The sequence below is a fragment of the Nocardia nova genome, from assembly GCF_002933465.1.
Taxonomy (GTDB): domain Bacteria; phylum Actinomycetota; class Actinomycetes; order Mycobacteriales; family Mycobacteriaceae; genus Nocardia; species Nocardia nova_B.
Window position 1 is genome coordinate 35485 of record NZ_PSZE01000037.1, and the last position, 26165, is coordinate 61649.

Below are 26165 nucleotides of genomic sequence, written 5' to 3' on the forward strand. Positions count from 1 at the left end.
GGTTCCCGGCCCGGATGCGCGGCGGCGTACCGAATAGGTGACGCCGCCGCGCGCGGCCGGACAGCAGCGCCGGGTTACGGGCGCGGCCACGGGCGGCCGTCGAAGCGCTCGATATCGGTGTTGAAGCGCTGCAGATAGTCGGCGAATCGCGCCACGTCGTCGGGGGACCACCCCTCGAGCACGCGGCCCAGACCTTCGATATTGGCATTGCGTTCGGCGTCGAGGTTCTCCTCGCCGGCCGGTGTGATGCGGAATTTGCGGGCCATCCCGCCCCCGGGATCGGGAATGCGCTCGACGTGTCCGGCGCGCAACAGCGCCGCGGTCTGCCGGTTGAGGGTGGAGGCGTCGAGACCGAACGCCTCGCTGAGCTGGCCGATCGACATCGGGCCTTCGATGGCGAGCCGGCTGAGCAGCAGGTAGGCGCTGCGATCGAGGCGGGTGCCGTCGCGGCGATAGCGCGGGTGAATGGTGTAGCGGCCGAGCAGCATGGTCTCGAATTCCACCAGATTCGTGGGCTTGTCCATGCCGTCCTTCCGCCGTTTTACAGTTCTGACCTGCGAGAACCGGTATAGCACACGGCCGGGGCCGGGCGGGCACGGTGGTCGGCTGGCGGGAGCCGGTACGTGACCGCCGTGGCTGTCGTACTCGACGTCAGCAGCTCCCGAGGGCGGTGCCCTGGTCGGAGCCGTAGCGGTGGCCGTGGCCGGGGCCCGGGGCGAGGGCGGAGAGCATATCCGCGGTGGTCTGCACCCAGCTCAGTCCCGGCAGCCACCTCGGATGTGGTGCGTCGTGCCGGGTGCCGGTGAGATCGGGTGCGCGCCAGAGCAATCGCGGTGACCACTGCACCACGGGATCGGAGGAGTTGGCGAGGACGGTGGCCCCGCCGCGGTGCACGGCCGATGTCGGTGGGCCCGCCCACAGTGCGGCGCAGACCCGGGCGCTTTCGTCCCGGTCGTCGGCGAAGATCGCGCTGCCCGCGGTCGCGCCCAGGCTCTGGCCGTAGACGTACAGCTTCGGCGGATGGGCCATGCCGGCCAGGCGTCGTTCGATCCCGGTGAACAGCGCCCGTGCCGAGCGCTCGGCGTCGGCGCGGGCGAACAGGAAGGTCGCCCAGCTGGGAGTCTGCGAATACTGCATGCCGACCAGCGTCGCATCGCCGTCGAACCGCTCGTCCAGGCCGCGGGCGGCGTTGGCGTCGAGCCAGCCGGATCCGGTCGGCACCATCATCACGAGGTGTGCGCGGTCGAATCCGCCGGACCGTTCGATCTCCCGAACCGCCAGCGCGACACGGGAATCGAGATCCGGTGCGGACTCCAGACCGATGTAGACGCGCACCGATCGGCCGCGGTCGGCGACGAATTTGCGCCCCTCCGCTCCGAGCGAGGCCCAGCTCACTTCCGAATCCGGGCTGCCCGAGCGGGTGTAGGACACCGGTCGCACCACGGTGGGATCCATGGCCGCGTCGGCCGAGGCGAACGCCGACCGCTGCCAATTCACGACCGCCGGAAGCAGGGCGAACTGGCAGGCCAGGACGGTGGCCGTGACCAGTGCCGTCGCCCGCAGTCGTCCCGCATACCGTGCCGCCCACCGTAATCCGCGCCCGAGGAGCACGATCGGAACGACCACCGCGACGAGGCCGATCGCCCAATGCAACCAGTACCGCGCACCGGCCGGCGGGAAATCCATGGCCGCCCGCAGCCGGTTCTGCCAGTACCAGGCGTGGATGAGCGCGGCACCGGCCGCGGCGCAGGACGCGCTCACGATCGCATGTCGGAACCGCCTCATTCGCGCCCGCGTATCGATCCTCCAGTGCGCCAGCACCTTCCGGCCGAGTCCCGCCACACCCAGCGCGACGAGCACCAGCAGCGCGGTGAGCAACGCCTGCGCGATCGAGGTGCGCGGAAGGAGTCCGGGGGCCAACGAGGCGGAAACGCCCGACGCCGAAGCCATCAGGGTCCCGGTTCGAGGCGTGCCCACGGTGACGAGCCGCCGAAGCGTCGCGCCGAGTGCGAGCCGCACCCGCTCGGACGAGCGGGGAGGCAGCGTCGCGGCGGTCGCTTCGCCGGGCGAGGGTGGTGCGAAGCATGTCCGTACGGTGGCATCGGAGTCAACCGACGACGAATTGCTCTGCGCGCCGGTCGAATCGGCGGGATGGTGTGAGTGCTTCGGCGTCGATCGGTGACCGCCGTTCGTGCCAGTGCCAGTGCCCGCCGTCGCTGTCACCGGAGTGCCGAGCCACGGGCCGATCCCGTCGACACCCCGCACGGTCATGCTGCGCAGCTGAATAGCCTTGCGCGACAGCCACTCGCGCGCTCCCCGTACAGTCCGCGACACCGCTGCGCCGATGCGTGCGGCGGGGAGAACGCCCCAGTCACGATCGCCGGTACTCCCACCCGAGCGCCCGCTGCACCTGTGCCCGGCTGATGCGCCGCGACTCGAATCCGACCACGGCGCCCACCGATTCGCCGGTGGCGCTGTTCGTTGTCCCCCCCGTCGCGGCCGGATGGTTCGGCGCACGATGGCGAACAACGCCGCCACCATCAACAGCAGCATGGCGAGCCGGGCGAGGACGTGGGCGATCTGCGGTCCGAGTTCCGTTCCGGAAAGCTGCCGGCCGAACAGGTATTCGGGCATGGGCGCGGCGTAGTTCTGGCGGCGGGAGTTCAGATCCACCGCCGCGGTAGCGACGGACGCCATCGTGGTGCAGCGAGCGCGGGCGAACAGGTCGTCGCGCGTATCGCAGGCGGCGAACATCCGGGTTGCGAGGGCATTGTCGATGGCTCGGCGCGCCCAGGCGCCCAAAGGGTGGCCGTGAACTTCGGCGTAGCGCAGCAGGTCGTAGCCGAGGTCGTGGGCCTTGCAGGCGGTGTCGAATTCGGCGGGCAGCGGAATCGGCGAGGAGCACTCACCGGACGGGTCGACCGGCATACCGGCCAGCTGAACCGGCCGATAACCCTGTGTCGCAGCGAAATCCGCGGGAATCACCGCCAGCTCCGGCCGGTTACCGGTCAGCGCCCGCACCGCATCGCGCGCGGCCGAATTCTCCGGCGCGGGCCCGATCTCGGCCGCCCCTGCCCCCGGCGACAACGACACCAGAATCGCGATCACCACCGCGACAAGGGCGACGAATCCGGCGATCGCGCGCAAATATCCACGCCGCCGATGCCTTACGCCGCGCTCGCGCGTCCTGTCCCGACCCGGCATCGCGGGCGACGACGTACCGTCGTGCCCGCGCCGCGCACGATGGCCGTCGACACCCGGCCGGGCGTCGACCACCGTGCCCCCGCCGGCCCCGCACGACCCATCCGCAATATCGCTCATGGCGGTCGAAGGTAGGAATCGGGAACCGGCGCGCACCTCACGCTGCGGATCGATTTCGGCACCGCTACCGGGGTGCGCGCGGTCGGCCGTCTCATACCGGGGTAGGGGGCGCGATGTCGATCCCGGGGGTGAGGACGGAGCGCCGGGAAATTCCTAGGCTCGTCACCATGAGACGGGCGATACGAGTGGCGCGGCAGGCGCGGGCGGCGGCGCGAACTCCGGGCCGGGCGCGGCTGTGGTTCGACGTGGCGACGGTGGTGGTCGTGGGCACGCTGTTCGCGGTCGGCTGGCCCACCCTGCACCTCACCCATCAGGTGCCTGCCGCCGCCCAGCCGTTCATCGCCGCGCTGGCGGTCTTTCCGCTGGCGCTGATCCGCGTCAACCCGGCGCTGGGCTGGTCCATCTCGGCCGGTGCGGCACTGTTGATCGCGCTGGCCATCCAGCATCAACCGGGCAATGATCTGCCGTACCAGGTCGTCCACATTCTGGTGCTGTTCGCGTTGCTGTTCGCGGTGGCGGTGCGGGCGCCCATGCAGATCGTGCTGATCGCGTGGATCGCGTCGTCACTGCTGTTCGCGACCACCATGGCGGGCACGAGCTCGTTCGCGGAGGCGGGGTTCGGCTGGCCGCTGGCGATGACCGGGCTGGTCGGTTTCGGTCTGCTGGTGCGCTGGCTGGTGCTGTCGCGGCAGGCGCTGGTGCGGCAGGAGGAACAGAACGAACTGGAACGGGCTCGCCGCGCGATCCTCGAGGAGAAGACTCGCATCGCGCGCGATCTGCACGACGTGGTCGCCCACCACATGTCGATGGTCGTGGTGCAGGCGCAGACCGCGCCCTATCGGGTGCCGGACGTGTCGGAGGCGGCCCGCGCGGAGTTCGACTCCATCGGTGCGTCCGCCCGGGAGGCGCTCAACGAGATCCGCAGCATGCTCGGCGTCCTGCGCAGCGACGGTCAGCTGCCCGAACACGCCCCGCAGCCGGTCGCCGCGGACGTGGTGTCGGTCTTGGACGGTGTGCGCCGCGCGGGTGTGCGCATCGACTGGACCATCGACGGGCCGCTCGCCGCGGTCCCCGATACCGTCGGCCTGGCGCTGTACCGGATCGTGCAGGAGTCGCTGTCGAATGTCTCGCGGCATGCGCCGGGCGCGGCTGTCACCGTGACCGTGACTGTGGCCGCGCAGGTGGTGGAGGTGCTGATCGCCAACGATGCCGGGACGGGCGGGGCGCCGGTGGTGAGCTCGGACGGCAGCGGTATCTCCGGAATGCGGGCCCGGGCGGAATCCATCGGCGGCATGCTCGCCGCCGGCCCGCGCTCTGAAGGTGGCTTCCAGGTGTACGCGCGGTTACCGATCCCCGTCGCGGAAGGAACCGTCGAGACACCCGCCGCGACTGCCCTGCCGGGCGCGCGGAACTGAGTCCGCGGTCGTGTAAGACTTAGCGGCGATGCTCACCTATTTCCAAGCTATCGTGATCGGTGCGCTGCAGGGCGTCACCGAATTGTTCCCCATCTCCAGCCTGGGCCATTCCGTGCTGGTACCGGCCTGGCTGGGCGGCAGCTGGGAGAAGCTGGTCACCGAGGGCGACTCCGACAACGGCACCCCGTATCTGGCCTTCGTGGTCGCCCTGCACGTGGCGACCGCGCTCGCGCTGCTGGGCTACTACTGGCGGGATTGGCGCGACATCATCGTCGGCTTCGTGACCACGCTGCGCACCCGGCGCATCGAGACCTCGTCGCAGCGGTTGGCCTGGCTGATCGTGCTGGCGACCATCCCGGTGGGTGTGCTCGGCCTGCTGCTGGAACATCCGCTGCGCACGATGTTCGCGACGCCGATCTACGCGAGCATCTTCCTCACCCTCAACGGCGTGGTGCTGATCGTCGGCGAGGGCCTGCGGCGGCGCAATGCACCGTCGCTGGCCGAATACGGTCGCCGCTTCGCCGCGGACGAGGCCCGCGCCGACGCGCAGGCGCGCGGGGTGGCGCTCCAGGAGGATCTCGAGGTCCCCTCCGACGAGCGGCTGGCGGCGCTGTCGGTCAAGGATGCGCTCGGGATCGGCCTGGCTCAATCCGGTGCGCTGCTGGCCGGATTCAGCCGCTCCGGCCTGACGATGGTCGGCGGTCTGCTGCGTGGACTCGACCACGAGGACACCGCGAAATTCGCCTTCCTGCTCGCCACTCCGGTCATCCTGGCCGCGGGTGTGCTGAAGCTGCCGGAACTGGCCGGTCCGCAGGCCGCGGGCATCCACGGCCAGGCGCTGGTGGGGGCGATCGTCGCCGGCGTCGCGGCGTGGCTCGCGGTGCGATTCCTGGAGCGGTTCTTCAAGTCCCGCACGCTGCTGCCGTTCGCGGTCTACTGCTTGGTGGCGGGGCTGCTGTCGATCATCAGATTCATCTGAGGCGGGTATGCCCATCACCGTATTGATCGCCGACGATCAGGCGATGGTCCGGCAGGGGTTCGGCGCGCTGCTGGCCGCCCAGCCCGATATCAGCGTCATCGGCGATGCGGCCAACGGCGCGATCGCGGTGGCCGAGGCCAAACGGCTGCGACCCGATGTGGTGCTGATGGATGTGCGCATGCCGGAGATGAACGGACTCGAGGCGGCGCGCGCCATTCTGGCCGCCGGATTCGATCCGCCGGTGCGCGTGCTGATGCTGACCACCTTCGATATCGACGATTACGTGTACGAGGCGTTGGGCCTGGGCGCCAGCGGATTCCTGCTCAAGGACGCACCCGCCGACGAACTGGTCCGCGCGGTCCGGGTGGTCGCCGAGGGGCAGGCGCTGCTGGCTCCGACCGTCACCCGCCGCCTGATCGCCGATGTGACCCGCCGCCGCGCGCGCCCCAAACCCGCCCCGGCCCTGAACGCGCTGACCCCGCGCGAACGCGAGGTCCTCGAGCTGATCGCCAAGGGGATGTCCAACACCGAGATCGCCGAGGCGCTGTTCGTCGCCGAGCAGACCGTGAAAACCCATGTGTCCAAGGTGTTTTCCAAACTCGATCTGCGCGACCGCGCGCAAGCCGTGGTGATCGCCTACGAATCCGGCCTGGTCACGCCGGGCTGAGCGATCCGGGTAGGATCCCCACCTGGTACGTCGCCGGAAGGGGGAACGTAGGTGTTGAACAACGGTGACGTGTTCGCCGGCTTCACCGTGGAGCGACTGCTCGGTCAGGGAGGGATGGGGTCGGTCTATCTGGCGCGCCATCCGCGTCTGCCCCGGCTGACCGCGCTGAAACTGCTGAATCGCGAGCTGTACACCGATGCCGAGATTCGCGCGCGCTTCGAACGCGAGGCCGACCTGTGCGCACAACTCGACCATCCCGGCATCGTCGCCGTCTACGACCGCGGCGTCGAGGACGATCAGCTCTGGATCTGCATGCAATACGTGGACGGCGTCGACGCCGCGACGGTGAATCCGCTGACGCTGCCGCCCGAGCGTGCGGTGCAGATCGTCGAAGGTGTCGCCGACGCACTGGATTACGCGCACGGCAACGGTGTGCTGCACCGAGACGTGAAGCCCGCGAACATCTTGCTGGCCCGGGCGGTGAGCGGCAAGGGGGAGCGGGTCTTCCTCACCGACTTCGGAATCGCCCGCCTGCGTGAGGATTCCACGCACCTCACCCAGGCCGGCATGTTCACAGCCACCCTCGCCTACGCCTCGCCGGAACAGATGACCGGTGTGGAACTCGACCACCGCTCCGATCAGTATTCGCTGGCGTGTGCCCTGTACTGGCTGCTCACCGGAACCGGGCCGTTCGACTCCGAACATCCCACCGAGGTGATTCGCGGCCACCTGCAACTCCCGGTCCCGCCGGCCAGTGCGCGGCGCGCCGGACTGTCCCCGGCGATGGACGGTGTGATCGCCCGCGCCATGGCCAAGCGGGCCTCCGAAAGATTCGGCAGCTGTATGGAATTCGCCGCCGCGGCGCGAGCCGCGCTGACCGCGCCCGCGGGGATGCCCACGGTGAGCGGTGCGGCTCCGACGCCGATCAGGCCCGGCGGTCCGGCCCCCGTCCCGCCGAACTCGGCGCGGGTTCCTGCCGGCCCGCATCCCGGCACCCACACACACGGGTATCCGCCGCCGAACAGCGCCCGCGTGCCTACCATGGTTCCGGTTGGGGGGCAGCATTATTCGCCGACGACCGCTGGACCGCCGAGCGCCCCGTCCGCCGCGCCGAGTCGGGGGCCGGCGCCGGCCGCGACACACTCTCCCGCAGGACCTCCTCCTGGAATGCCCTCGCCCGCACAACCTTCTCCCGCAGGATGTTCCGCGCCGCCGCCGGGCTACCCACCCGCCCAGGGATATCGGCCGCAACCGCCGAAGCGCTCGGGGGCGATGGTGGCCGCGATCATCGTGGCCGTGCTGGTAGTGGTGGCCGTCGTCGTCGCGATTGTCGTGGTGGTGCTGCAAAAGAACTCGAAGGGCAATGATTTCGCCGCTCTGAAGTCGACGTTCCCGCAACTGGTGAAGCCCTCGGGCGCGGGACGCGACGGCACCGGATACGACGGCCAGTCCTGTTTCCGCGAGACCGATGGCAAAACCCTGCGCACACCGGGTGACGCCGCCGATCTTCGTTTGGGGTCGTGGACCGCCGCGTGGGACTGCTGGGGAGCGGTGGGCAAGCCCGAATACGCGGTCCTGTCCTACGACTCGTCGTCGGATGCGCAGCGCGTGATCGCGGGGTTGCCCGCCAACCGGAAGGGGTCGGGCGTCGCGGGGAGCGACGTGAGATACGACAGCTACATGTGGAAGACGGCCGACTCCGCGATCCCCAACGAATTCTGGAAAGTCATCGCGTTCCGGGACTCGGCGCGTTCGCGGTATCTGATCGTCGCGCACAATCAGTACTGGCCCAGTTTGCAGGAGGGCAAGACGTACCAGGAATTCGACACCTGGTGCAATGACATGCCCATGGCATAGAGCCGACATGCCCATGGCATAGAGCCGCGCCGTCACCGCAGCGCCGGCCTCCCTCACCCGAAGAACGCGGCGGCCTCCCCGTGCCGATCGCTCGGCACCAGCTTGAGCTGTTTGGTGGCCTCCGCCAGCGAGACCAGCGCGATCTCGGTGCCGTGCAACGCCACCATCTGACCGAACTTGCCGTCGTGGACCGCTTCGGCGGCGTGTAGCCCGAACCGGGTCGCGAGCACCCGGTCGTAGGCGGTGGGCGTGCCGCCACGCTGGACGTGGCCCAGCACCGTGGTACGGACCTCCTTGCCGATGCGGCGTTCGATCTCCACGCCCAGCTGGTGCGCCACCCCGGTGAACCGCTCGTGGCCGTATTCGTCGACCCCGCCCTCGCGCAGATGGAACGAGCCCTCGGCGGGTTTCGCGCCCTCGGCGACCACGCAGATGAAGTGTGAATCACCGCGCTGGAAGCGGCGTTTGATCATGGTGCACACCTCGTCGACGTCGAAGGGCACCTCGGGGACGAGGGTGAGGTGGGCGCCGGAGGCGATGCCGGAATTCATCGCGATCCAGCCGGCGTGGCGGCCCATCACCTCCACCAGCATGACGCGCTGATGCGATTCCGCGGTGGTGTGCAGCCGGTCGATGGCGTCGGTGGCGATGGCGACGGCGGTGTCGTGGCCGAAAGTGGTGTCGGTGCAGTCGATGTCGTTGTCGATGGTCTTCGGCACGCCGACCACCGGCACACCTTCGTCGGAGAGCCAGTGGGCGGCGGTGAGGGTGCCCTCCCCGCCGATCGGGATGAGGGCGTCGATGCCGTTGTCGTCGAGGGTGCGTTTGATTCGCCCCAGTCCCTCGAGCAGCACGTCGGGATTGGTGCGGGCGGTGCCGAGCATGGTGCCGCCCTTGGTCAGCAGCCGGTCGGTGCGGCCGTCGTTGTGAATGTGGATCTTGCGATCCTCCAGTAACCCGCGCCAACCGTCCTGGAAGCCGACGATCGCGTCACCGTAGCGGCCGTTCGCCGTGCGAACGACAGCTCGGATGACCGCGTTCAAGCCTGGGCAGTCCCCGCCTCCGGTCAAGACTCCGATGCGCATGCCGCTATCTTGCCGCGCCCGGCCGCGCGGCGCAGCCCCACCCCCGTTAACCGGCGGTTACAGCAACCGGTTAGCACAGACAGCGGTCATTGCAGCCGCGCAGGAGGTCGTTGCGCGGGCGCGCAGTGGTGTCATTGCGCGGGCGCGCAGTGGTGTCATAGCGCGGCCCGCGCAGTGGTGTCATTGCGCGGGCGCGCAGTGACCGGCCGGAAGGTCGTCGAGATGTTTGGTGAGCAGCGCCGCCACCTTGTTGAGAATCTGGGTGCCGTCGTCGAATGTTCCCGACGTCGCTTGCGCGGCAAGGGAAATGGCGACATCACCGTTGGGCGTGGTCAGCAGGCCGAATTGGCGGACCAGGTAGTTGCCGCTCGGATCAGGGCCCCAGCCGCCTTTGAAACGGGTGCTGTCCAAATGTCCGAGGCCCCACTGCTGGCCCCAGACCACCCTGCCCATCAGCGTGGTCACGGTGTCGGCATCGGGCAGGCAGGGCAGTCGCGACGCCCAGCGCACCTGGTCGGCCAGTGACCACTCGGCCTGGCCGAACGCCGAGTATTCGGCGCGCGAGCGAGTCGCGGGGACGGTCGTGGTGGTGTCGCCCCCTTCACGCAGCACCGCCTGCACCGCCTTGGCCGCCGCGTCGGGGGCGCCCAGCGACTGCCACAGCCCGTCGGCCGCGGAATTGTCGGACTCGGTGATGGCCGCCGACATCTGATACGTGCTGGTGTTGCCGTTGGTGCGCAGAACGGCAAGTGTCAGTGGGACTTTCATGGTCGACCAAGACGGCCCGGTGGTCCAATCGCCCATCTGCGCGGTGCGCTGGCCCCCGACGGCCATGATCGCCATGCCGGCGTGCCCGTCCAGACTCGGTCGCAGCGCGGTGAAATCGGCTGCCAGCGAACCCGGCAGCGCGAACATCGTGACGGGGGCGGAGGAGGTGCTCGGCCGGGTCGTCATGGTCGGTGTGAGGGTGTCGGAGGCGTTCGAGCAGGCTGCCGGGCTCAGTAACAGGCTCGCTCCGAGCAGTGCCACCGCGCAGCGAACAGCGCGAAAAGCCATGGCCCGCTTCGTGCTCGGCCGGAGTGGTGCGTGCACCCGTTCACCTCCACATCGCGCGAATGGCCCCGCACGGCACCATCCGTCAGACGAGGAATTGTGTGCGGTCGCGGCCCGCCGGTCAAATGCGCCGACCGTCGACGGCGCATATGAGACGACTGCGCATTCACCGCTCGCATGCTCCGCCGTGCAGTTCGTGCACATGTTCGGACAACAGCGCCGACATCCGGTTCATCATTTCGACAGCGTCATCATAGGAGCCCGAATCCGGTTGTGCCGCAAGGGCTACCGCGAGCTGGCCGGACCACGTCGGCACCAGTCCGAATTGGCGGACCAGATATGCTCCCGTGTCGTCGTCAGGTCCCCAGCCGCCCTTGTATTCGGCGCCGACGAACGAACCCAGTCCCCAGCTCTGGCTATCGGTGATCTGCTGCATCAGATCCACCACCCGCGAGGCATTGTGCAGGCACGGCAGCCGGGCGGCGAAGCGCAGCTGATCGACCAGACTCCATGGGGTGGCGCCGAAGACCATGGGGTCGTCGATGGATTGGCGCGCGTCCGGATTGTGCCGGTCGGCGACATCGGTGGTGGTGTCGCCGGCCTCGCGCAGCACCGCCTCGACCGCTTCGGCCGCGGGTTCACCGCCGCCCAGCGCGATCCAGAGCGCTTGGGCCGCATCGTTGTCCGAGGCGGTGATGGCGGCCTGTGCCACGTCGGCCAGTCCGACCGGGTCCCGGCGCAGCGCCGCGAGGGCAAGCGGCACCTTGATCGTCGACCAGGCGACCCCCGTGGTCCAGTCGCCGAGCGTGATCACGTGGTCGCCGCCCACAGCCATCACCGCCAGGCCCATCCGGCCGGGTAATTGCGCGCGCAGGTTCGCGAAGCCGGCCACCAGACCGCTGGGCGCGCTGGGCGTCGAGTCGGGAACGGGTGCCGGACGCACCATGTCGGCGGGCGGCCGGGACAGGCCCGGCTCGGTGCTGACCGCGGCCCCGTGTGCCGCGCACGCCGAAACGAGAAGTGTGACAACTGCCAAGAACAACCGCCGCCGACCCTGGCGCCCGGTGGGCGTGGGGTCAGTAGACATAGACCACCGCGTTGTCACCGCCCGTACAGGTGACGACCTTGCCCGAGCTGGTGCAGGTCATCGGATAGGACCGGCCCGTCACCGGACTCACCGCGATGATCGAGGTGCTGGCCTCGGTGGTGGCCGCGCTGGTCGCGCCGTGGGATTCGGCCGCTTGCGCATACGCCTTGCGCACCGCTTCCGCGAAACCGCAGGAGGTCACCGAGGAACCGGTCGCGGTCTTGGCGAACGAACCCTGGGTTGTCGAGGTCTGCGAGCACGGGGTCGCGCCGACCGGAAGATTGGCCGACGTGCTGGTCGTGGTCGGCGCCGCGGTGGTGGTCGGCGCGGAGCTGGTCGCCGGTTGCTGGGCGGTCACCGCCGGGGCGGTCGGGGCCGCCGCGGTGGCCGGGTGGTCGTTGTTCGACGACGAGCCGAAGACCTGCCAGCCGACCACGCCGAGGCCGGCCAGGACCGCCGCGCCCAGCACGCCGAGGACGACCGGAACCGCGATCGATCGCGATCGCTTCGCGGGGCGCGGATCGTCCGAACCTGTTGCCGCCAAGGCATATTCGTCTTCCGAGTACTCGTCTTCAGAGTACTCGTCGTCGGTATAGCCGTCGTCGTAGCCGTCGTCCTCGTACCGGGCGTCGTCGCTGTACCGGGCGCCGTCCTTGTGCCGAGCATCGTCGTTGTAGCGAAGATCGTCGTCGTAACGGGTGTCGTCGGAGCTCTCGCCGGCGGCGATGTCGAGGAACTGCGTGTCGTCCGCTGCCTTCGCGGCGGCGCCGAACTGCGAGACATCGAGGAACCGGGTGTCCTCGGCGCCGGGCGCGCCATCGGTGCCGCCGGTTCGGAACTGCGAGATGTCGATCAGTTCGGTCTTCTCGCCGGGCTGCAGGTCGGTGTCGGAAAGGGTGGTGTCGGAAAGGGTGGTGTCGGAAAGGGTGGTGTCGGCACCGGATCGCGCGCTCGCCTCCGGCCGGGTGCTGAACTGCGCCAGGTCGAGCAGTTGGGTGCGGTGTTCGGAACCTGGTGCCGAATCCTGCTCGGCGCCGAGTTGTTCGGTGCGGTCGCGAGTCTCTTCGCTCCCGATTGCGCCGTACGCGCGGATCGGTTCGGCCGCGGACTGCCGGGCCGGTTCGGCCGCGCGCGACACGACTGGTTCGGCGGCCGAGCGCGCCGCGCCGGACGCGGGCGGCTTGCGTATCGGCAGGCTCGGCAGAGTCGCCGGCTTCGACTGCGCCGCAGGGGTTTCGGCGGTCAGCGTGAAGTGGAATTCGCTCGGCTCGACCAGCGTCGGATCAGTAGGGCGGATGATCGGTAGATCGCCGGACGTATCGCGCTCGTCCTTACTCGGCGGCGGGATGATGCGCAGCGTGCCCGTGGTCTCGTACGCGCGCGACGTGGCCGCGGGGGCGTCGGTGCCGGCGGGCCGGTCCGCACCGGCCGCGTCGTTCGGAACCGGGGCGCCGCCTGAAGCGGCAGCCGAAACAGGCTGTGCCACACCGGCATTCGCGGTGCCCGCAGCGCCGGCGGCCTCGCCCGCGGCGGTGTCTCCGGCGGCGACGGGTCCGCGTGGCTGGAAGTTTGCCGCAATCGTCGGTCCGTCCGGTCCGAACGGCTGGAACGTCGTCGGCTCCGGCGTGCGGCGGTAGTCGTTGTCCCGCGCCGCCGCCACATCGAGAGGGCTGGGACCGGAGGGCCTGTTCCCGCCGCGCGGGGCATTCGCGAGCAATTCCGCGCCGAAGACCTTCGGCGTCCCGGAATCGAACGGCGCGGCATTCGACTCGGCGGGCATACGTCCGCCCAGTCCCAGCGCGGCGCGCGCGGCGGCCGCGAACTGTCCGGCGGTCTGATACCGGTCCACCGGCGCCTTCGCCATCGCGCGCGCGATCACCCCGTCGATGGCTTCGGGCACGCCGGCCCGTGCGGCGCTGGCACGCGGCGGTGGTTCCGACAGATGCGACCGGATCAGCACACTGACGCTCTCGGCCGGGAAGGGCGTCGCGCCGGTCAGGCATTCGTGCAGGACGCAGGCCAAGGAATAGATGTCGGCACGGGCGGTCACGGGCCCGGAGTCGAATCGCTCCGGCGCCATATAGGTGTAGGAACCGGCGGCGTGGCTGCCCGTGGTGTGCGGGTTGTCGCCCTCGTCGCGGGCGATGCCGAAATCGGTGAGATACGCGAAATCGGCCGGGGTGACGAGGATGTTGCCGGGCTTGACATCCCGGTGGACCAGCCCGGCGGCGTGTGCCGCATCCAGCGCGGCGGCCACTTGCTCGACGATCGCCACCGCGCGGTCGGCATCGAGCGTTCCCTGCCGGCGCAGCAGCGTGCGCAGGTTCTCACCGCGCACCAGCCGCATATCCAGAAACAGGGAGCCACCGGTCTCACCCCAGTCGTGGATCGGGATGACGTGCGGTTCGGCCAACCGGGCCGCCGCCTGCGATTCGCGGCGGAAGCGTTCCTGATACGTCGCGTCCCGCGCGAGTTGTTCGGGCAGGATCTTGAGCGCGACGACGCGATCCCTACCGGTATCGAACGCTTCGTACACCTCGCCCATACCACCGCGACCGAGCAGCGAGCGCACTTCGTACGGGCCGAATCTGGTGCCGACCCGTGACCTCGGCACTTCCACCGGTGAACCTCCAACTCCTGGGCAAGGTGGCCAACCTGCCCGGCGCCGCACCGGGTTGCCTGCCCCTCAGAACGCCGATTCTCCGGGTGCGACCACGCCGTGGTCAAACGCGAAGACGATCGCGGCGGCCCTGTCCCGTAACCCAAGCTTGCCGAAAATGTGTCCGACGTGGCTCTTTACCGTTACTTCGGAGATGCCGAGTTCGCCGGCGATCTCGGAGTTGACGCGCCCGCGGCCGATCAGTTTGAGCACCTCGAGTTCGCGCGCGGTCAGCTCCGCCATGCGGGAGCGGGTGTCGGTCGGGACCGGCCGCGCCGTCCGGTAGGCCGACAGCACCCGGCCGGTGACGGACGGGTCGAGCCAGGAGCCGCCCTCGGCCACGGTGCGCACCGCGCGGATCAGATCCTCGGCGGGGGAGTCCTTGAGGATGAAGCCCGCCGCACCGGCCCGCAGCGCACCAGAGAGCAGATGGTCGTCGTCGAAGGTCGTGAGCACCAGCACCGGCGGCGCGTCCGCGCGGGTCCGCAGCCGCCGGGTCGCATCGATGCCGCCGACCCGCTTCATCCGCAGATCCATCAGCACCACGTCCGGCCGGTATTCGGCCAAGGCGGCCGGCACCTCGTCACCGTCGCCGCATTCGGTGACCACGAAGCCGTCGCGGCGGCGCAGGATCCTTCGCAGCCCGCCCCGCACGAGTTCCTGGTCGTCGACCACGAGCACGGTGGTGGTCCCGGTATCGGTGTCGGCGAGCGGAGTCTGACCCGGATTCACGTGCCCTCCTGTGTTCTACGGGACCCCCGCACCCGGTCGGACCGGCGAGCGGCTGCGCCGGTATGTCTCACCGGTCCTCCTGGCGTTTGCGGGTGAGCGAGGTGATCGCGTCGCGCACCATCGTCAGGGGATCGTCGAGTCCGCTCACCGGGCACACCTCGTCGGGAGCGAGTGGGATGCGGGCGCGCACCTGCCAATATTCGCCCGATCGGCCGGCCGACAGATCGCCGTTCAGGGTCGCGGTGCGCTGGCGCATGCCGTTGATCCCCATCCCGCGGCCGATGCGCGGCGCCGGGCCCTGCGGCAGCGTATTGCGCACGCGCACGGTCACTTCGCCGGGGGTCACGGCTATATCGAGAGACGCTTGCGCACCTGGCGCGTGCTTGGCGATATTGGACAGCGATTCCTGGCTGATCCGGTACAGCGCCAGACCGGTCGAGGCGGACACCGCCGCGGTGTCGCCGGTGAGGTGGTAGGTCACCGACAGTCCGGCGCCGACGAAATCGGCGACCAGATCGGCGATATCCTCGAGGCCCGGTTCGGGCGTCATCGCGGACGGGCGCTGATCGAGCAGGCCGACGGTGTGCCGGATATCGGCCATCGCCTGGCGGCCGAGGCGTTCGGCATCGCCCAATGCGTCGATGGCCTCGTCGACATCGCGATCGGTCTCCAGGGCGTGCCTGGCCGCGGTCAGGTGCAACAGCGTGACGCTGAGGGAATGGGCGATGACGTCGTGGACCTCGCGGGCGATCCGCCGACGTTCGTCATCGGCCGCCTGCGCGGAGCGAATCGCCTGATTCTCGCGCTCCTGATCGAGCGACTGGCGCTGGAATTGTTGCATCAGGCCGACCATCCAGCCCAGCACGATCGCGACCACGTACACCTGTACCAGTTCGGCGGAGCCCAGGGCGTAGAAGATGACGATCTCCGCGACGGCGGCGATCATCCAGAACAGGCTGATCCGTTTCGGCGCGATCGCCCCGATCATGCCGACCATCACGGTCAACACCAGCGGTGAACAGTCGGGTGAGACCGGCTGCAGCAGGAACAGCGCCTGGGCGGTGAGCGCGGACAGGCCGAACACCGCCGGTTTCGGGGGCAGGTCGAAGAAGAACAGCAGGGGATAGCAGGCGAACAACAGCGTCGCCGCGAGGAAGGGCACCCCGGTCGAGAAGTACTGGCTGCGCAACGCCGCGGCCGCGACCGCCGCCACCACGACCGCGATATCCGCGGTCACGACCACCGAGACGGGATAGCCGTAGGACATCTCCTCGACCCGCCGCCGCAGCGTACCGGCCGGATCGTGCACGAGGTCCAGGAGGCGACGCGCGACCCGCCCCAGCGCCGAGCGGGTCCGGCCCAGGCGCCGCGACGATACCTCCGCACGGTCGTCTGCGCTGGTCAGATCCATAACAGTCAGGCTAGTCGCCGACGGGTGGTCGCTGCATCGTTCCCGGAAAGGGCCCGCGCTCCTACCGTGGTAGGACCCGAAGTCTCGTCTGCGGCACGACGTATCCGGCGGGACGCGTCCGTAGCGTGAGTCGCACAGTGTCCGGCGCAACGGTTCGGACACCCGGCCCGAGGAGATGGGTGCGATGACTTGGCAAGACCAGCACGCTCGTACCGCGATCCTGCACGAGGTGCTCGCTCGCGCGGCCGTAGATCCGGCCACCCCGGGACTGTTCTACGACCTGCCCGACTGCGATCGGCTCTTCGGCGGTCCCGCCGGAGTGCTTGCCGCCCTGCGGTATCGGTGGGACAACCATCTGCACGCCAAGCTCGACCAGGCCCAGCTGCAGGGCCAGTCGCCGGGCGAGGCCTATCTGGAACTGGCCGCGGAACAACCCGTACTGCGTGCCGTACTCGACGCACACGAGGTCCGGCATTGGCATCGCGAGCCGGCCCTGGCACGCTGAGCGACGATCCGACCCGGTTGCGGCGCAGTCGAACCCACGTTGTCGCCGCAACCGACAGCAGAAAGAGGGTGGGGCGACCGCCATGTTGGAATTGACCGACGTCGTCAAGGAATACCGGGTGGGTGAACAGCGGGTTCGCGCTCTAGACACCATCAGTCTGCGCATCGAGGCGGGGGAATTCACCTCGATCATCGGCCCGTCCGGATCCGGTAAGAGCACCCTGCTGCATCTGCTCGGCGCGCTGGATTCACCGGATTCGGGTTCCATCACCTTCCAGGGTGCGGAGATCGGCTCCCTCGACGACAACCGGCAATCGGAATTCCGCCGCCACCGCGTGGGTTTCGTCTTCCAGTTCTTCAACCTGCTGCCGACCCTCTCGGCGTGGGAGAACGTCGCGGTGCCGAAACTGCTGGACGGCACCGGATTACGCAGGGCCAAGCCGCGGGCGCTGGAACTGCTCGACCGCGTGGGCCTGGCCGATCGCGCCGACCATCGGCCCGCCGAACTGTCCGGCGGTCAGATGCAGCGGGTGGCCGTCGCTCGCGCGCTGATCATGGATCCGCCGCTGATCCTGGCCGACGAGCCCACCGGCAATCTGGATTCCAAGACCGGCGCCGCCATTCTGGAACTGCTCGGCGACATCTGCGGCGCGGGCAATTCGGTGGTGATGGTCACCCACGACATGGGCGCCGTCGAATACTGCGATCGCGTGATCACCCTGCGGGACGGGCGAATCGGTTCCAACGAGCTGGTGTCCGCACGCCGCGGCGAGGTTCGCGACGGTGACGAGGTGGTGCACGCGTGATCACAGCCGGCTGGGATCGGTTGCGGCTGTTCAACATCGGAGAGCTGTTCACCCACAAGGGCCGCACTGCCACGTCGATGGCGGTCATGGGGGTATCGGCGGGTCTGCTGGTGGCGGTGCTCAGCATCTCCGGTTCGGTGACCGGTTCGGTGGATCGGCTGACCTCGGCGCTGGGCGGTAAGGCGCGACTCGAGATCTCCGGCATCACCGAGAGCGGATTCGGGCAGGACCTGGTGCCGCAAGTGCGCGCGGTCCCCGGAGTCGCGGCGGCGGTGCCGATGATCCGCACCGGCGTCGGCAACCCCGCCGACCGCATGCTGCTCATCGGAGCCGATGCGTCGGTATCGGCGCTCGGCAGCGATCTCGACGGGGCGATGAGCGGGCAGGCGGCGAAACTGCTGTCGGTGCCGGGTGGAATCCTCGTCGGCGCGGGACTGGGCCGGCACGAGGGCGAGACCTTTTCGCTGGGCAACCGGCAGGTGACCGTGGCCGGAGTACTCGACGACGCCACATCGCGCAAACTCAACAGCGGGCACATCGTCATCGCCACCCTGCCCGTCGCACAGCAACTCGCCGGCCGGGCGGGCATGGTCGACTCCGTTCAGATCGTGCCGAAGCCGGGTATCGATGTGGGGAAGTTGCGTTCGGCGCTCACCACCCTGGTGAACGGCCGTGCCGTGGTGGCCGATCCGAGCCTGCGCACCGCCCAGGCGAGCGGCGCGATTCAGCTCGTCCGCTTCTCCACCACGATGGCCTCGGCCGCGGCGCTGATCGTCTCGGGCTTCCTGATCTACAACGCGATGAGTATGGCTGTGGCCCAACGCCGCCCGACGCTGTCGCTGCTGCGCGCGATCGGTGGGCGGCGGCGTCCGATGGTGCGTGATCTCGTCGTGGAGGCGGCCGTCATCGGAGTGATCGGTGGCGCGATCGGTTCGGTGGTCGGGATCTTCGCCGGGCGCATGTCGATCGACACGATTCCCTCGGCCATGGTGGCGGCGGTGGACACCCGCACCGAATACATGGTGCCCGGCTATGCCATTCCGTTCGCGATCGCGGCCTGTGCACTGGCCAGCGTCGCCGCCGCGTCGATCGCCGCTCGGCAGGTCTACAAGGTGCAGCCCATCGAGGCGCTGGCGCCGGTGGGAGTGTCGAAGGCCGATTCGGTTGGGCCCTGGTTGCGCTGGGGTGCGCTGGTGGGCGGCCTGGCCATGGTGGGCGGTGCCATCGTCATCGCCCGCGCCGATCTGGGCCGGGCCTCGCTCGCCGCGATCTCGCTGTCCATCGCGGGCGCGGTCGGCCTATGTTTCGCCGCGATGGGCCCGATCGTGCGACTGGCGGCCGCGGTCGCCCGGATCTTCGGCGCGCCCGGCGCCCTGGGGGCCACCACCATCGAGCGGGCTCCGCGGCGCGTGTGGGCCACGGCGATGACGGTGATGATCGGCGTCACCGCGACCGTCGCGATGGGCGGTGCGTCGAGCAATCTGGTCGATTCGGCGACGGACTCGTTCTCCGATCTAGGCCGCCGCGACGCCTACGTCAGCCCCACTTCGCTGGCCGAATTCCCCACGGGACCAATCCTTCCGGCGGATGTGAAGGAAACCGTGCGGCGGGTTCCCGGCGTCGCCGACGTGGGGTCTGCGCAGATGGCCTTCGCCACCGTAGGCAGCGATCGGGTGATGCTGCAGGCCTATCAGCCCAATATTCGGTCGTCGGTCCTCGCGGATCTGGGACCCGATGTATCGCAGCAGATGTCGACCGGCGAGGGTGTCGTGCTGTCGCGCGATGTGGCGCGCTCGCTGGGTGTCGGCGCGGGCGCGCAGCTCGAGCTGCCCACGCCGACGGGCATCCATTCCGTGCGGGTCCTGCGGGTGATCCCGTACTTCTCGGCGCTGTCGGGCATCGTGCTGATGGATCTCGACGTCCTGCGGCAATGGTACGACCGCCCGGGAGAGACGATCCTCGGCGTCAACTTCGCACCTGGTGTCGACAAAGACCAGGTGATCGACGCGATCCGCGCGGTGGTGCCGCCCGCCCTGCACGTGGACACCGGTGCTCAGGCGCTCGCGGCGGTATCTCGAGGGGTGCAGCAGGGTACGTCGCTGTCCGGTTCGATTTTGTGGATCGTCGTGCTGGTTTCGACCGCGGCGCTGCTGAATACGCTGATGTTGTCGGTTTTGGAACGCCGCCGCGAACTCGGCATGCTGCGCGCCATGGGCACCAGCCGCCGATTCCTGTTGCGCACGGTGCTGACCGAGGCCGCCGGCATCGGATTGGCCGGTGCCGCACTGGGATTGGTGACCGGCGCGGCCGTGCAGTATCTGGCCACCGTGGCGATGGGGCACGCGATGACCCTCGATGTGGTGTACCGCCCGAGTCCGATGTTGCTGGTCTACGCCGCCGCCGCGCTGGTCCTGGCCCTGCTCGGCTCGGTTCCGCCGTCGCTGCGCGCGGCCCGCATGCCGATCGTCGAGGCCATCGCCGTCGACTGATCGTGTCAGGAGGGGGAGTCCCACGCGGCCGGGCACGTGGGACTGCTCCCGTTCCGGCCGGAAGACGGTGGGTGCGGCGGCCCGTTGCCAGTAGGTTGGCGAGATGGACGAATCGGACGCCGTCGGCCCGCCCGCGTCCTCGCCGGGGCGGGGTGCGAAGCCACCCGGTTCGATCACCACCGTCGTCGCCGTGCTCGCCGTCGCCGTGCTGGTCTGCCTGCACTACGGCTGGTGGCCGTCCCGATTCGGCAGTATGCGATGGGCCGATCCCTTGCTCGCCGGCGCAGCGGCTCTCGTCCTCCTCGGCATTGCGGGTTTGCTGTGGGCGATCCGCACGCTGTATCTCCTCGGCCGGGACCGCCGATGGTCGTGGTGGGTGCTGCCGGTGCCACTGACCGTGCTGGCGGCCGGCCTGATGGTGATTCTCGCGCCGCGTACGACGTTCGACGAGACACGACCGGAATTCGAACGCGTTGCCCGGGAACTGCTTGCCGGGCCCGACACCGTCCGGAGCGATGTCGAGGTGGGACGCTTCGACATCGCCTATGCGCGCGTGGGTCCGGCCGGCGAGGTCTACTTCGTCGAGGCAGGTGGACTCGGGCTGGATGCGAGCAGCGGGTGGGTGTACTCACCGAAGGGCAGTCCGGCCGGATTCGACGATTTCTCGGCGACACACCTCGGCGGGCCGTGGTACGGGTTCACCGCGGTGTGGCGGACGTGACTCGGGTCGGCGCGGCGTCGCCGGCACCCTTACATAAACTGATGGACATGACTGCACCCACGGTGGACTTGATGGACTATGCCGACGTCATCGACCGGTACGAGCCGGTCCTGGGCATGGAGGTGCACGTCGAACTGGGCACCGAAACCAAGATGTTCTGCGGGTGCCCGACGGCCTTCGGCGCCGAGCCGAACACCCAGGTCTGCCCGGTCTGTCTCGGCCTGCCGGGTTCGCTGCCGGTGGTCAACCAGCAGGCCGTCGAGTCGGCGATCCGCATCGGCCTGGCGCTGAACTGCTCGATCACCCCGTGGGGCCGGTTCGCGCGCAAGAACTACTTCTACCCGGATCAGCCGAAGAACTACCAGATCAGCCAGTACGACGAGCCGATCGCCACCGACGGCTACCTCGATGTGGTGCTCGACGACGGCTCCACCTTCCGGGTCGACATCGAACGTGCCCACATGGAGGAGGACACAGGTAAGTCCCTGCACGTGGGCGGCGCCACCGGCCGCATCCACGGCGCGAGCCATTCGCTGCTGGACTACAACCGGGCCGGCGTGCCGCTGATCGAGATCGTCACCAAGCCGATCACCGGCGCTGGTGAACGCGCCCCCGAGGTGGCCCGCGCCTACGTCACCGCACTGCGCGATCTGCTGAAGGCGCTCGACGTCTCCGACGTGAAGATGGAGCAGGGTTCGCTGCGCTGCGACGCCAACGTGTCGCTGATGGCCAAGGGCGCCAAGGAGTTCGGCACTCGCACCGAGACCAAGAACGTGAACTCGCTGCGCAGCGTCGAGGTCGCGGTGCGCTACGAGATGCGCCGCCAGGGCGCGGTGCTCAGCTCCGGCGGCACCGTGATCCAGGAGACCCGTCACTTCCACGAGGGCGACGGTTCCACCTCCCCGGGCCGCGTCAAGGAAACCGCCGAGGACTACCGCTACTTCCCGGAGCCGGACCTCGAGCCGATCGCGCCCGACGCCGACTGGGTCGAGAAGCTGCGCGGCACCATCCCCGAATACCCGTGGCTGCGCCGCGCCCGCATCCAGGCCGAATGGGGTCTGTCCGACGAGGTGTTCCGCGATCTGATCAACGCCGGCGCGCTGGATCTGATCATCGCCACCGTCGATGCCGGCACCACGGTCGACGCCGCTCGCGCCTGGTGGGTCAACTACCTCACCGAGCAGGCCAAGGAGCGCGAGGTGGCGCTCGAGGATCTGCCGATCACGCCGAAGCAGGTCGCCGAGGTGGTCGCGCTGGTCGATGCGAAGACCATCAACTCCAGGGTGGCCCGCCAGGTCGTCGATTTCGTGCTGGCCGGTGAGGGCGATCCGGGACAGATCGTCGAAGCCAAGGGGCTGGGCATGGTGTCCGACGACTCGGCCCTGCAGACCGAGGTCGACAAGGCCCTGGCCGCCAACCCGGACATCGCCGACAAGATCCGCTCCGGCAAGGTTCAGGCCGCCGGCAAGATCGTCGGCGACGTCATGAAGGCCACCCGGGGCCAGGCCGACGCCGCCCGCGTCCGTGAACTGGTGCTCGCCGCCTGCGGCGCCGCCTGAGTGACGGTGCCGAATGCCCGGTCCGGTGGGACCGGGCATTCTAGTCCGGTCCGCCGCCCGCGCCGCCCTTCGGCGGCGGGATGCGCACGATGCGGTCGTCCATCGGGCCCGCGGCGGTGGGTTTGTTGACCGTACCCACCCAGACGTTGCCGTCGGCGCCCAGCGCGGCGCCACCGAGTGAGCCGTATTTGTCCTGCGCCACCATCGTCGGGGCGGTGGTCACCGCGTGGGTGGTCGGGTCGGCGTCGGCGAAGGCCAGCGCCTTGGCGCCGGACATCGAGATCGCGACGCCGTCCACGGCGGCCGCGCAGCCGCCCGCACCCGGCTTGTCCGGCCACGTCCAGGCCGTGGCGACGGCGCCGTCGGGTCCGAGGCGCTGCAGCCGGTCCTCGGTGGCGGTGCGGTCGGTGAACCAGATGGTGTCCTTGTGATCGGGGCACACCCCGCCTGCGGCGCCGATGCCGGAGGCCACCACCTTCGGATTCGCGGTGCCCGGCGCCGGATCGTCGATCTCGAGCAGCTTGCCCGCCAGGGAGCCGGGGTCGTTCGCCGCGCCCGGATTGCCGGCGTCACCGGTCAGCACCGCTAGTTTGGTCGGTGAGACGAAGGCGAGTGAGCCGTGATTTCCGTTGGCGCCCTTGGGAATTCCGGTGAGAATCGGTTTCGGGTCGCCGCCCGCGCCGATACGTACGACGCGATTGTCCGAGGCGGTGGTGATGTACGCGTAAACCAGGCCGTCCTCGCCGTAGCTCGGCGAGAGCGCGACATCGCTGAGCCCGCCGTCGCCGGCCGCGTCGACATCGATCCGGGTGACCTCGAGCGGCTGCGGTGGCGCCTGGCTCGGATCGACGGCGGTGACCTTCAGAATGCGGCCGGTGGTGCGTTCGGTGACCAGCGCCTGCTGCCCGTCCGGCAGGACTGTCAACCCGCCGGTGGTGTCCAGGCACGACACCACGACCGCGGGGTCGGGATCGATACACGGTCCGGTGGGGCGCTGCCCGGTCGGCGGCGGCGTTTTCGGTTCGCTGGTCGGGCCCTGTCCCTCGGGTTCGATGGTGGGCGCGGGAGTGAACGGTTTGGACGCGGAATCGTCGAAGCGAGCACAGCCGACCACCAGGCCGGCGGTGACGGCGAGGATCGACGCGACACGGCCGACGACAACCACACTCATTGCCCAAACGTTACGGAAATACCGCCGCGCGCGCTCGCAGGGGTCCGGACCAGATCGGGCGGGCTGTCCCTACGGCTACGGTTCGCGCTGGCGAGGCGCGCCGCGGGACCGGCCGGGCGCGGCTGACACGCCGGGAACAGACCACACGCCCACGCGTTTGGCGTCATACTCTGTGCCCGTGACGGACAAGCCGAATCAAACACCGGAATCGAATCAGCCGTCGGGGCGGCCGTCGGGCTCCGGACCGACGGCGGGCAGCCCCTACGACAATCCGACCGGCGAATTCCCCTCGGTGAAACCCGCGGTGGGCAAGGATGTTCCGCGGACCGAGGACGATCTCGGCCTGGATCCGGACGTACCGTCCGCGGGTGCCGAGCACACCGGCGCCACGAAGAGGACGCAGCCCACCGGCGCCGCAGCCGCCGGTGCTACCGCCGCGAGCGCAGCGCACCCCGGCGCCGAGCCCACCGGTACTGAACACACCGGTTCCGAGCACCCAGGGACTGAGCACCCCGGCGCCGAGCACCCCGGCGCTGTGCCGCCCGGCGCCGAGCCCGCCGCCGCGGAAGCGCCCACCTACGCCTTCGCCACGATCCCGCCCGCGCGCGCCAACGGCGAAACCGAGCGGCTCCATCGCCCGCGCGAATATCGCCGCGGCACATTGGATCTGGGGCTGCTGGGCCTGCGCCTGACCGTCGGCCTCACCTTCCTGTATCACGGCCTGCAGAAGTTGGCCGGATGGTTCCACGGCCCCGGTCTGGATGGTACCCGGCACATGCTCGAACAGGGCGGCTGGAAACACATCGAACTGTCCACCGCGATGCTCACCGTGTCCGAGGTCGGCGGCGGCGCGCTGATCATTCTCGGCCTGGCCACCCCGCTCGCGGCGGGTGCGGTCCTGGCCTCGATCTCGACCGCGTGGCTGTGGAAACAGGGCATGGCTCCCGACTTCCAGTACCGCCCGGTCGAATTGGAGTCGATCCTCGTCGGCGCGGCGGCCTCGCTGATCCTCACCGGCCCCGGCCGCCTGTCGTTCGACCGCAACCGCGGCTGGGCCGTCCGCCCGTCCTGGGGTTCGTTCGTGTGCCTGATCCTGGCGCTCGCGGCCGCGGCCGGTGGCTGGATTTTCCTGCACGGCGGCAACCCGTTCGTGGGAATCTTCTGACCGTGCCTGATGCCGCGATCCCGAATGCCGCGATCCCGAATGCCGCGATCCCGAATGCTACGGAGCCGCTGAGCTACCGAGCGATCGAACGCCTGGTCGCCGACTACGCCCTACTGGTCGACCAGGGTGATTTCGGCGGCGTCGCGCTGCAGCCCATCGTCAGCGGCCGCTACGCCGACCGCTTCCACCGCACCGATGGACAGTGGGCCTTCGCCGAACGCGCGGGGACCATGGACCTCATCGGCGACGTCAGCCACCACCTGCGCAGATAGTGGAAATGGCGTCCGGTCGCAGGGCCGGACAGGGCATCCGGTCGCAGTCGGTGCAAGGGCGAAACAGCTACCCACACCCCCGCATCGAAGAGGAAGGCCGCCCCGCCACAGCGGGACGGCCTTTCGCCTACGTCTCGATGTTTCGCTCAGGGCATCAACTGATTTCGAACACACATCGGTAACTCCATGTACTCGCATACGGATAGCCTGCGGTTGGTATCGCTGTCAAGCGTTGGCGGTATCGAGTGTCGTTGGCCAATTTGGCATGTGAGCTGCTCTGACGACGAAACGACACTCGGCGCGCCATGTGATATTCATCATTGACGTTGGCGCGTGTGGGCGGCGTTGGCTGACGTCAGCCATTAAATGACCGAATAGATGACAATCAGGGACGGCTGGCCAGCAACTGCCCGCGCGGCATTGCTGACCGACCGCTATGGCGGTCGTGAAGCTCCACGGACCCGAATGCGCAGTTTCGGGCCCAAAGGTGCTGGGCGGCGAGGGCGTTGCCATAGCCCGGCCCCGGGCCCCTACCGGACCATTGCCGGCATGTTGTCCAGCGTTGGGCTGAGGGCGCTGCCGATCTCATCCCGACACGGCCATGCTGTGTGTGGCTCCCGCAGGCACAGCGTCAAGCTCTGTGGAGTACAGCGGTTCGATCTCGTATTTTCGGGCTACCTTGTTTAGCCGATCGAAGTGGTTCGGATCATGCCGGTGGCCATCCCCTCCGGGACGCGGATGGGGTCGCGGCCAAAGTAGACACGTACGGTGTTGGTGAATTTCAGCTGCTCGCGGCGGCAGTTCTCCAGGTCCTGCTGCGGGTCGCTGTCGGAGCGGTCGGGATGCGCCAGGTGCACAAGCGCGGCGTAGAGGCGTTCGGCGGCTTGGTCTATTTCCGTCGGGGCAATGATTCGCAGACCTGCGGTGGCGAGCATGAGCGGGCGCATCATGTCCACACTGTCGCTGAGGGTGAGTGGGAGGCTGGTCTCGGGCGGCAGGAATGGCGTCAGCATTCGCTTGACCAAGGCCGGAGCCATCTGTGGCTGTATCTGGCTCATCACGGTCTCGAAATCGTCCATGGAAGCTGGCCGGTCCCCGATAACGGGACCACCCGGGTTTTGAGTCCGGGTTGTTTTCGATCCAGTTTCAGTTGATGGTGCAGGCCACGGGGTGGTGGGTGTGGCCGCAGCGGACAGCGTACTCGGTCGGCGT

21 protein-coding genes are annotated in these 26165 nt (G+C 69.1%); 11 read left to right on the top strand and 10 right to left on the bottom strand.

Annotation, left to right across the window (positions count from 1 at the left end; all coding sequences use genetic code 11):
- Positions 1–74 precede the first annotated feature (74 nt).
- Both C5E41_RS29705 and C5E41_RS35505 read right to left on the bottom strand, forming a co-directional pair.
- A complete protein-coding gene (locus C5E41_RS29705) occupies positions 75–524 on the bottom strand; it encodes a MarR family winged helix-turn-helix transcriptional regulator (protein ID WP_104379026.1) in 450 nt (149 codons plus the stop codon).
- Between the two features lie 127 nt (positions 525–651).
- Positions 652–3321 (bottom strand): alpha/beta hydrolase, encoded by a 2670-nt coding sequence (locus tag C5E41_RS35505; protein ID WP_258081349.1) that lies wholly within the window; start codon positions 3319–3321, stop codon positions 652–654.
- A 167-nt stretch (positions 3322–3488) separates the two neighbouring features.
- On the opposite strand from C5E41_RS35505, the gene C5E41_RS29715 reads away from it, so the two are divergent.
- From C5E41_RS29715 to C5E41_RS29730, 4 genes are read left to right on the top strand one after another with little or no spacing between them, the layout of a single operon-like run.
- The gene (locus C5E41_RS29715; protein ID WP_104379027.1) at positions 3489–4736 is read left to right on the top strand and encodes a sensor histidine kinase; all 1248 of its coding nucleotides are present in this window, start codon (positions 3489–3491) and stop codon (positions 4734–4736) included.
- A 28-nt stretch (positions 4737–4764) separates the two neighbouring features.
- On the top strand, positions 4765–5715 hold the full coding sequence (locus C5E41_RS29720; protein WP_104379028.1) for an undecaprenyl-diphosphate phosphatase: 951 nt from the start codon (positions 4765–4767) through the stop codon (positions 5713–5715).
- Between the two features lie 7 nt (positions 5716–5722).
- Positions 5723–6382 carry a response regulator gene (locus tag C5E41_RS29725; RefSeq protein WP_036503935.1) on the top strand — a complete coding sequence of 220 codons (660 nt, stop codon included), beginning with the start codon at positions 5723–5725 and terminating at the stop codon, positions 6380–6382.
- Between the two features lie 51 nt (positions 6383–6433).
- Positions 6434–8239 (top strand): serine/threonine-protein kinase, encoded by a 1806-nt coding sequence (locus C5E41_RS29730; protein WP_104379029.1) that lies wholly within the window; start codon positions 6434–6436, stop codon positions 8237–8239.
- Positions 8240–8292: 53 nt separating this feature from the next.
- Here the strand turns inward: C5E41_RS29730 and C5E41_RS29735 are convergent, their stop codons facing one another.
- The 6 genes from C5E41_RS29735 to C5E41_RS29760 form a co-directional block, all read right to left on the bottom strand.
- Positions 8293–9324, bottom strand: a complete 1032-nt coding sequence (locus tag C5E41_RS29735) for an ATP-dependent 6-phosphofructokinase (RefSeq protein ID WP_104379030.1) — start codon at positions 9322–9324, stop codon at positions 8293–8295.
- A 180-nt stretch (positions 9325–9504) separates the two neighbouring features.
- Entirely contained in the window at positions 9505–10380 is an 876-nt protein-coding gene (locus C5E41_RS29740) for a hypothetical protein (protein WP_146097736.1), read from the bottom strand.
- A gap of 163 nt (positions 10381–10543) precedes the next feature.
- On the bottom strand, positions 10544–11464 hold the full coding sequence (locus C5E41_RS29745) for a hypothetical protein (RefSeq protein WP_104379032.1): 921 nt from the start codon (positions 11462–11464) through the stop codon (positions 10544–10546).
- Positions 11454–14084: a protein kinase domain-containing protein gene (locus C5E41_RS35805; RefSeq protein WP_439956501.1), complete on the bottom strand. Its 2631-nt coding sequence runs from the start codon at positions 14082–14084 to the stop codon at positions 11454–11456. The genes C5E41_RS29745 and C5E41_RS35805 overlap by 11 nt, the downstream gene beginning before the upstream one ends.
- 66 nt (positions 14085–14150) lie before the next feature.
- A complete protein-coding gene (locus C5E41_RS29755) occupies positions 14151–14804 on the bottom strand; it encodes a response regulator (RefSeq protein ID WP_063025578.1) in 654 nt (217 codons plus the stop codon).
- 118 nt (positions 14805–14922) lie between these two features.
- The gene (locus C5E41_RS29760; RefSeq protein WP_104379033.1) at positions 14923–16266 is read right to left on the bottom strand and encodes a sensor histidine kinase; all 1344 of its coding nucleotides are present in this window, start codon (positions 16264–16266) and stop codon (positions 14923–14925) included.
- Positions 16267–16450: 184 nt separating this feature from the next.
- Here C5E41_RS29760 and C5E41_RS29765 point away from each other — a divergent pair, with 184 nt between their 5' ends.
- From C5E41_RS29765 to gatB, 5 genes are all read left to right on the top strand, one after another.
- Positions 16451–16771, top strand: coding sequence for a hypothetical protein (locus tag C5E41_RS29765; RefSeq protein ID WP_104379047.1), 321 nt, complete (start codon positions 16451–16453; stop codon positions 16769–16771).
- An 82-nt stretch (positions 16772–16853) separates the two neighbouring features.
- Entirely contained in the window at positions 16854–17576 is a 723-nt protein-coding gene (locus C5E41_RS29770) for an ABC transporter ATP-binding protein (protein WP_104379034.1), read from the top strand.
- Positions 17573–20065 carry an FtsX-like permease family protein gene (locus C5E41_RS29775; protein WP_104379035.1) on the top strand — a complete coding sequence of 831 codons (2493 nt, stop codon included), beginning with the start codon at positions 17573–17575 and terminating at the stop codon, positions 20063–20065. The genes C5E41_RS29770 and C5E41_RS29775 overlap by 4 nt, the downstream gene beginning before the upstream one ends.
- 103 nt (positions 20066–20168) lie before the next feature.
- Positions 20169–20786 carry a DUF1109 domain-containing protein gene (locus C5E41_RS29780; protein WP_104379036.1) on the top strand — a complete coding sequence of 206 codons (618 nt, stop codon included), beginning with the start codon at positions 20169–20171 and terminating at the stop codon, positions 20784–20786.
- A 41-nt stretch (positions 20787–20827) separates the two neighbouring features.
- Positions 20828–22345, top strand: a complete 1518-nt coding sequence (gene gatB, locus C5E41_RS29785; RefSeq protein WP_439956555.1) for an Asp-tRNA(Asn)/Glu-tRNA(Gln) amidotransferase subunit GatB — start codon at positions 20828–20830, stop codon at positions 22343–22345.
- Positions 22346–22385: 40 nt separating this feature from the next.
- On the opposite strand, the gene C5E41_RS29790 is transcribed toward gatB, so the two are convergent.
- A complete protein-coding gene (locus C5E41_RS29790) occupies positions 22386–23516 on the bottom strand; it encodes a PQQ-dependent sugar dehydrogenase (protein ID WP_104379037.1) in 1131 nt (376 codons plus the stop codon).
- A 178-nt stretch (positions 23517–23694) separates the two neighbouring features.
- On the opposite strand from C5E41_RS29790, the gene C5E41_RS29795 reads away from it, so the two are divergent.
- Both C5E41_RS29795 and C5E41_RS29800 read left to right on the top strand, forming a co-directional pair.
- On the top strand, positions 23695–24681 hold the full coding sequence (locus tag C5E41_RS29795; RefSeq protein WP_104379038.1) for a DoxX family protein: 987 nt from the start codon (positions 23695–23697) through the stop codon (positions 24679–24681).
- A gap of 2 nt (positions 24682–24683) precedes the next feature.
- Positions 24684–24953, top strand: a complete 270-nt coding sequence (locus C5E41_RS29800; protein ID WP_219823283.1) for a hypothetical protein — start codon at positions 24684–24686, stop codon at positions 24951–24953.
- A gap of 683 nt (positions 24954–25636) precedes the next feature.
- On the opposite strand, the gene C5E41_RS29805 is transcribed toward C5E41_RS29800, so the two are convergent.
- Positions 25637–26032 (bottom strand): hypothetical protein, encoded by a 396-nt coding sequence (locus C5E41_RS29805; RefSeq protein ID WP_104379039.1) that lies wholly within the window; start codon positions 26030–26032, stop codon positions 25637–25639.
- Positions 26033–26165: the final 133 nt, after the last annotated feature.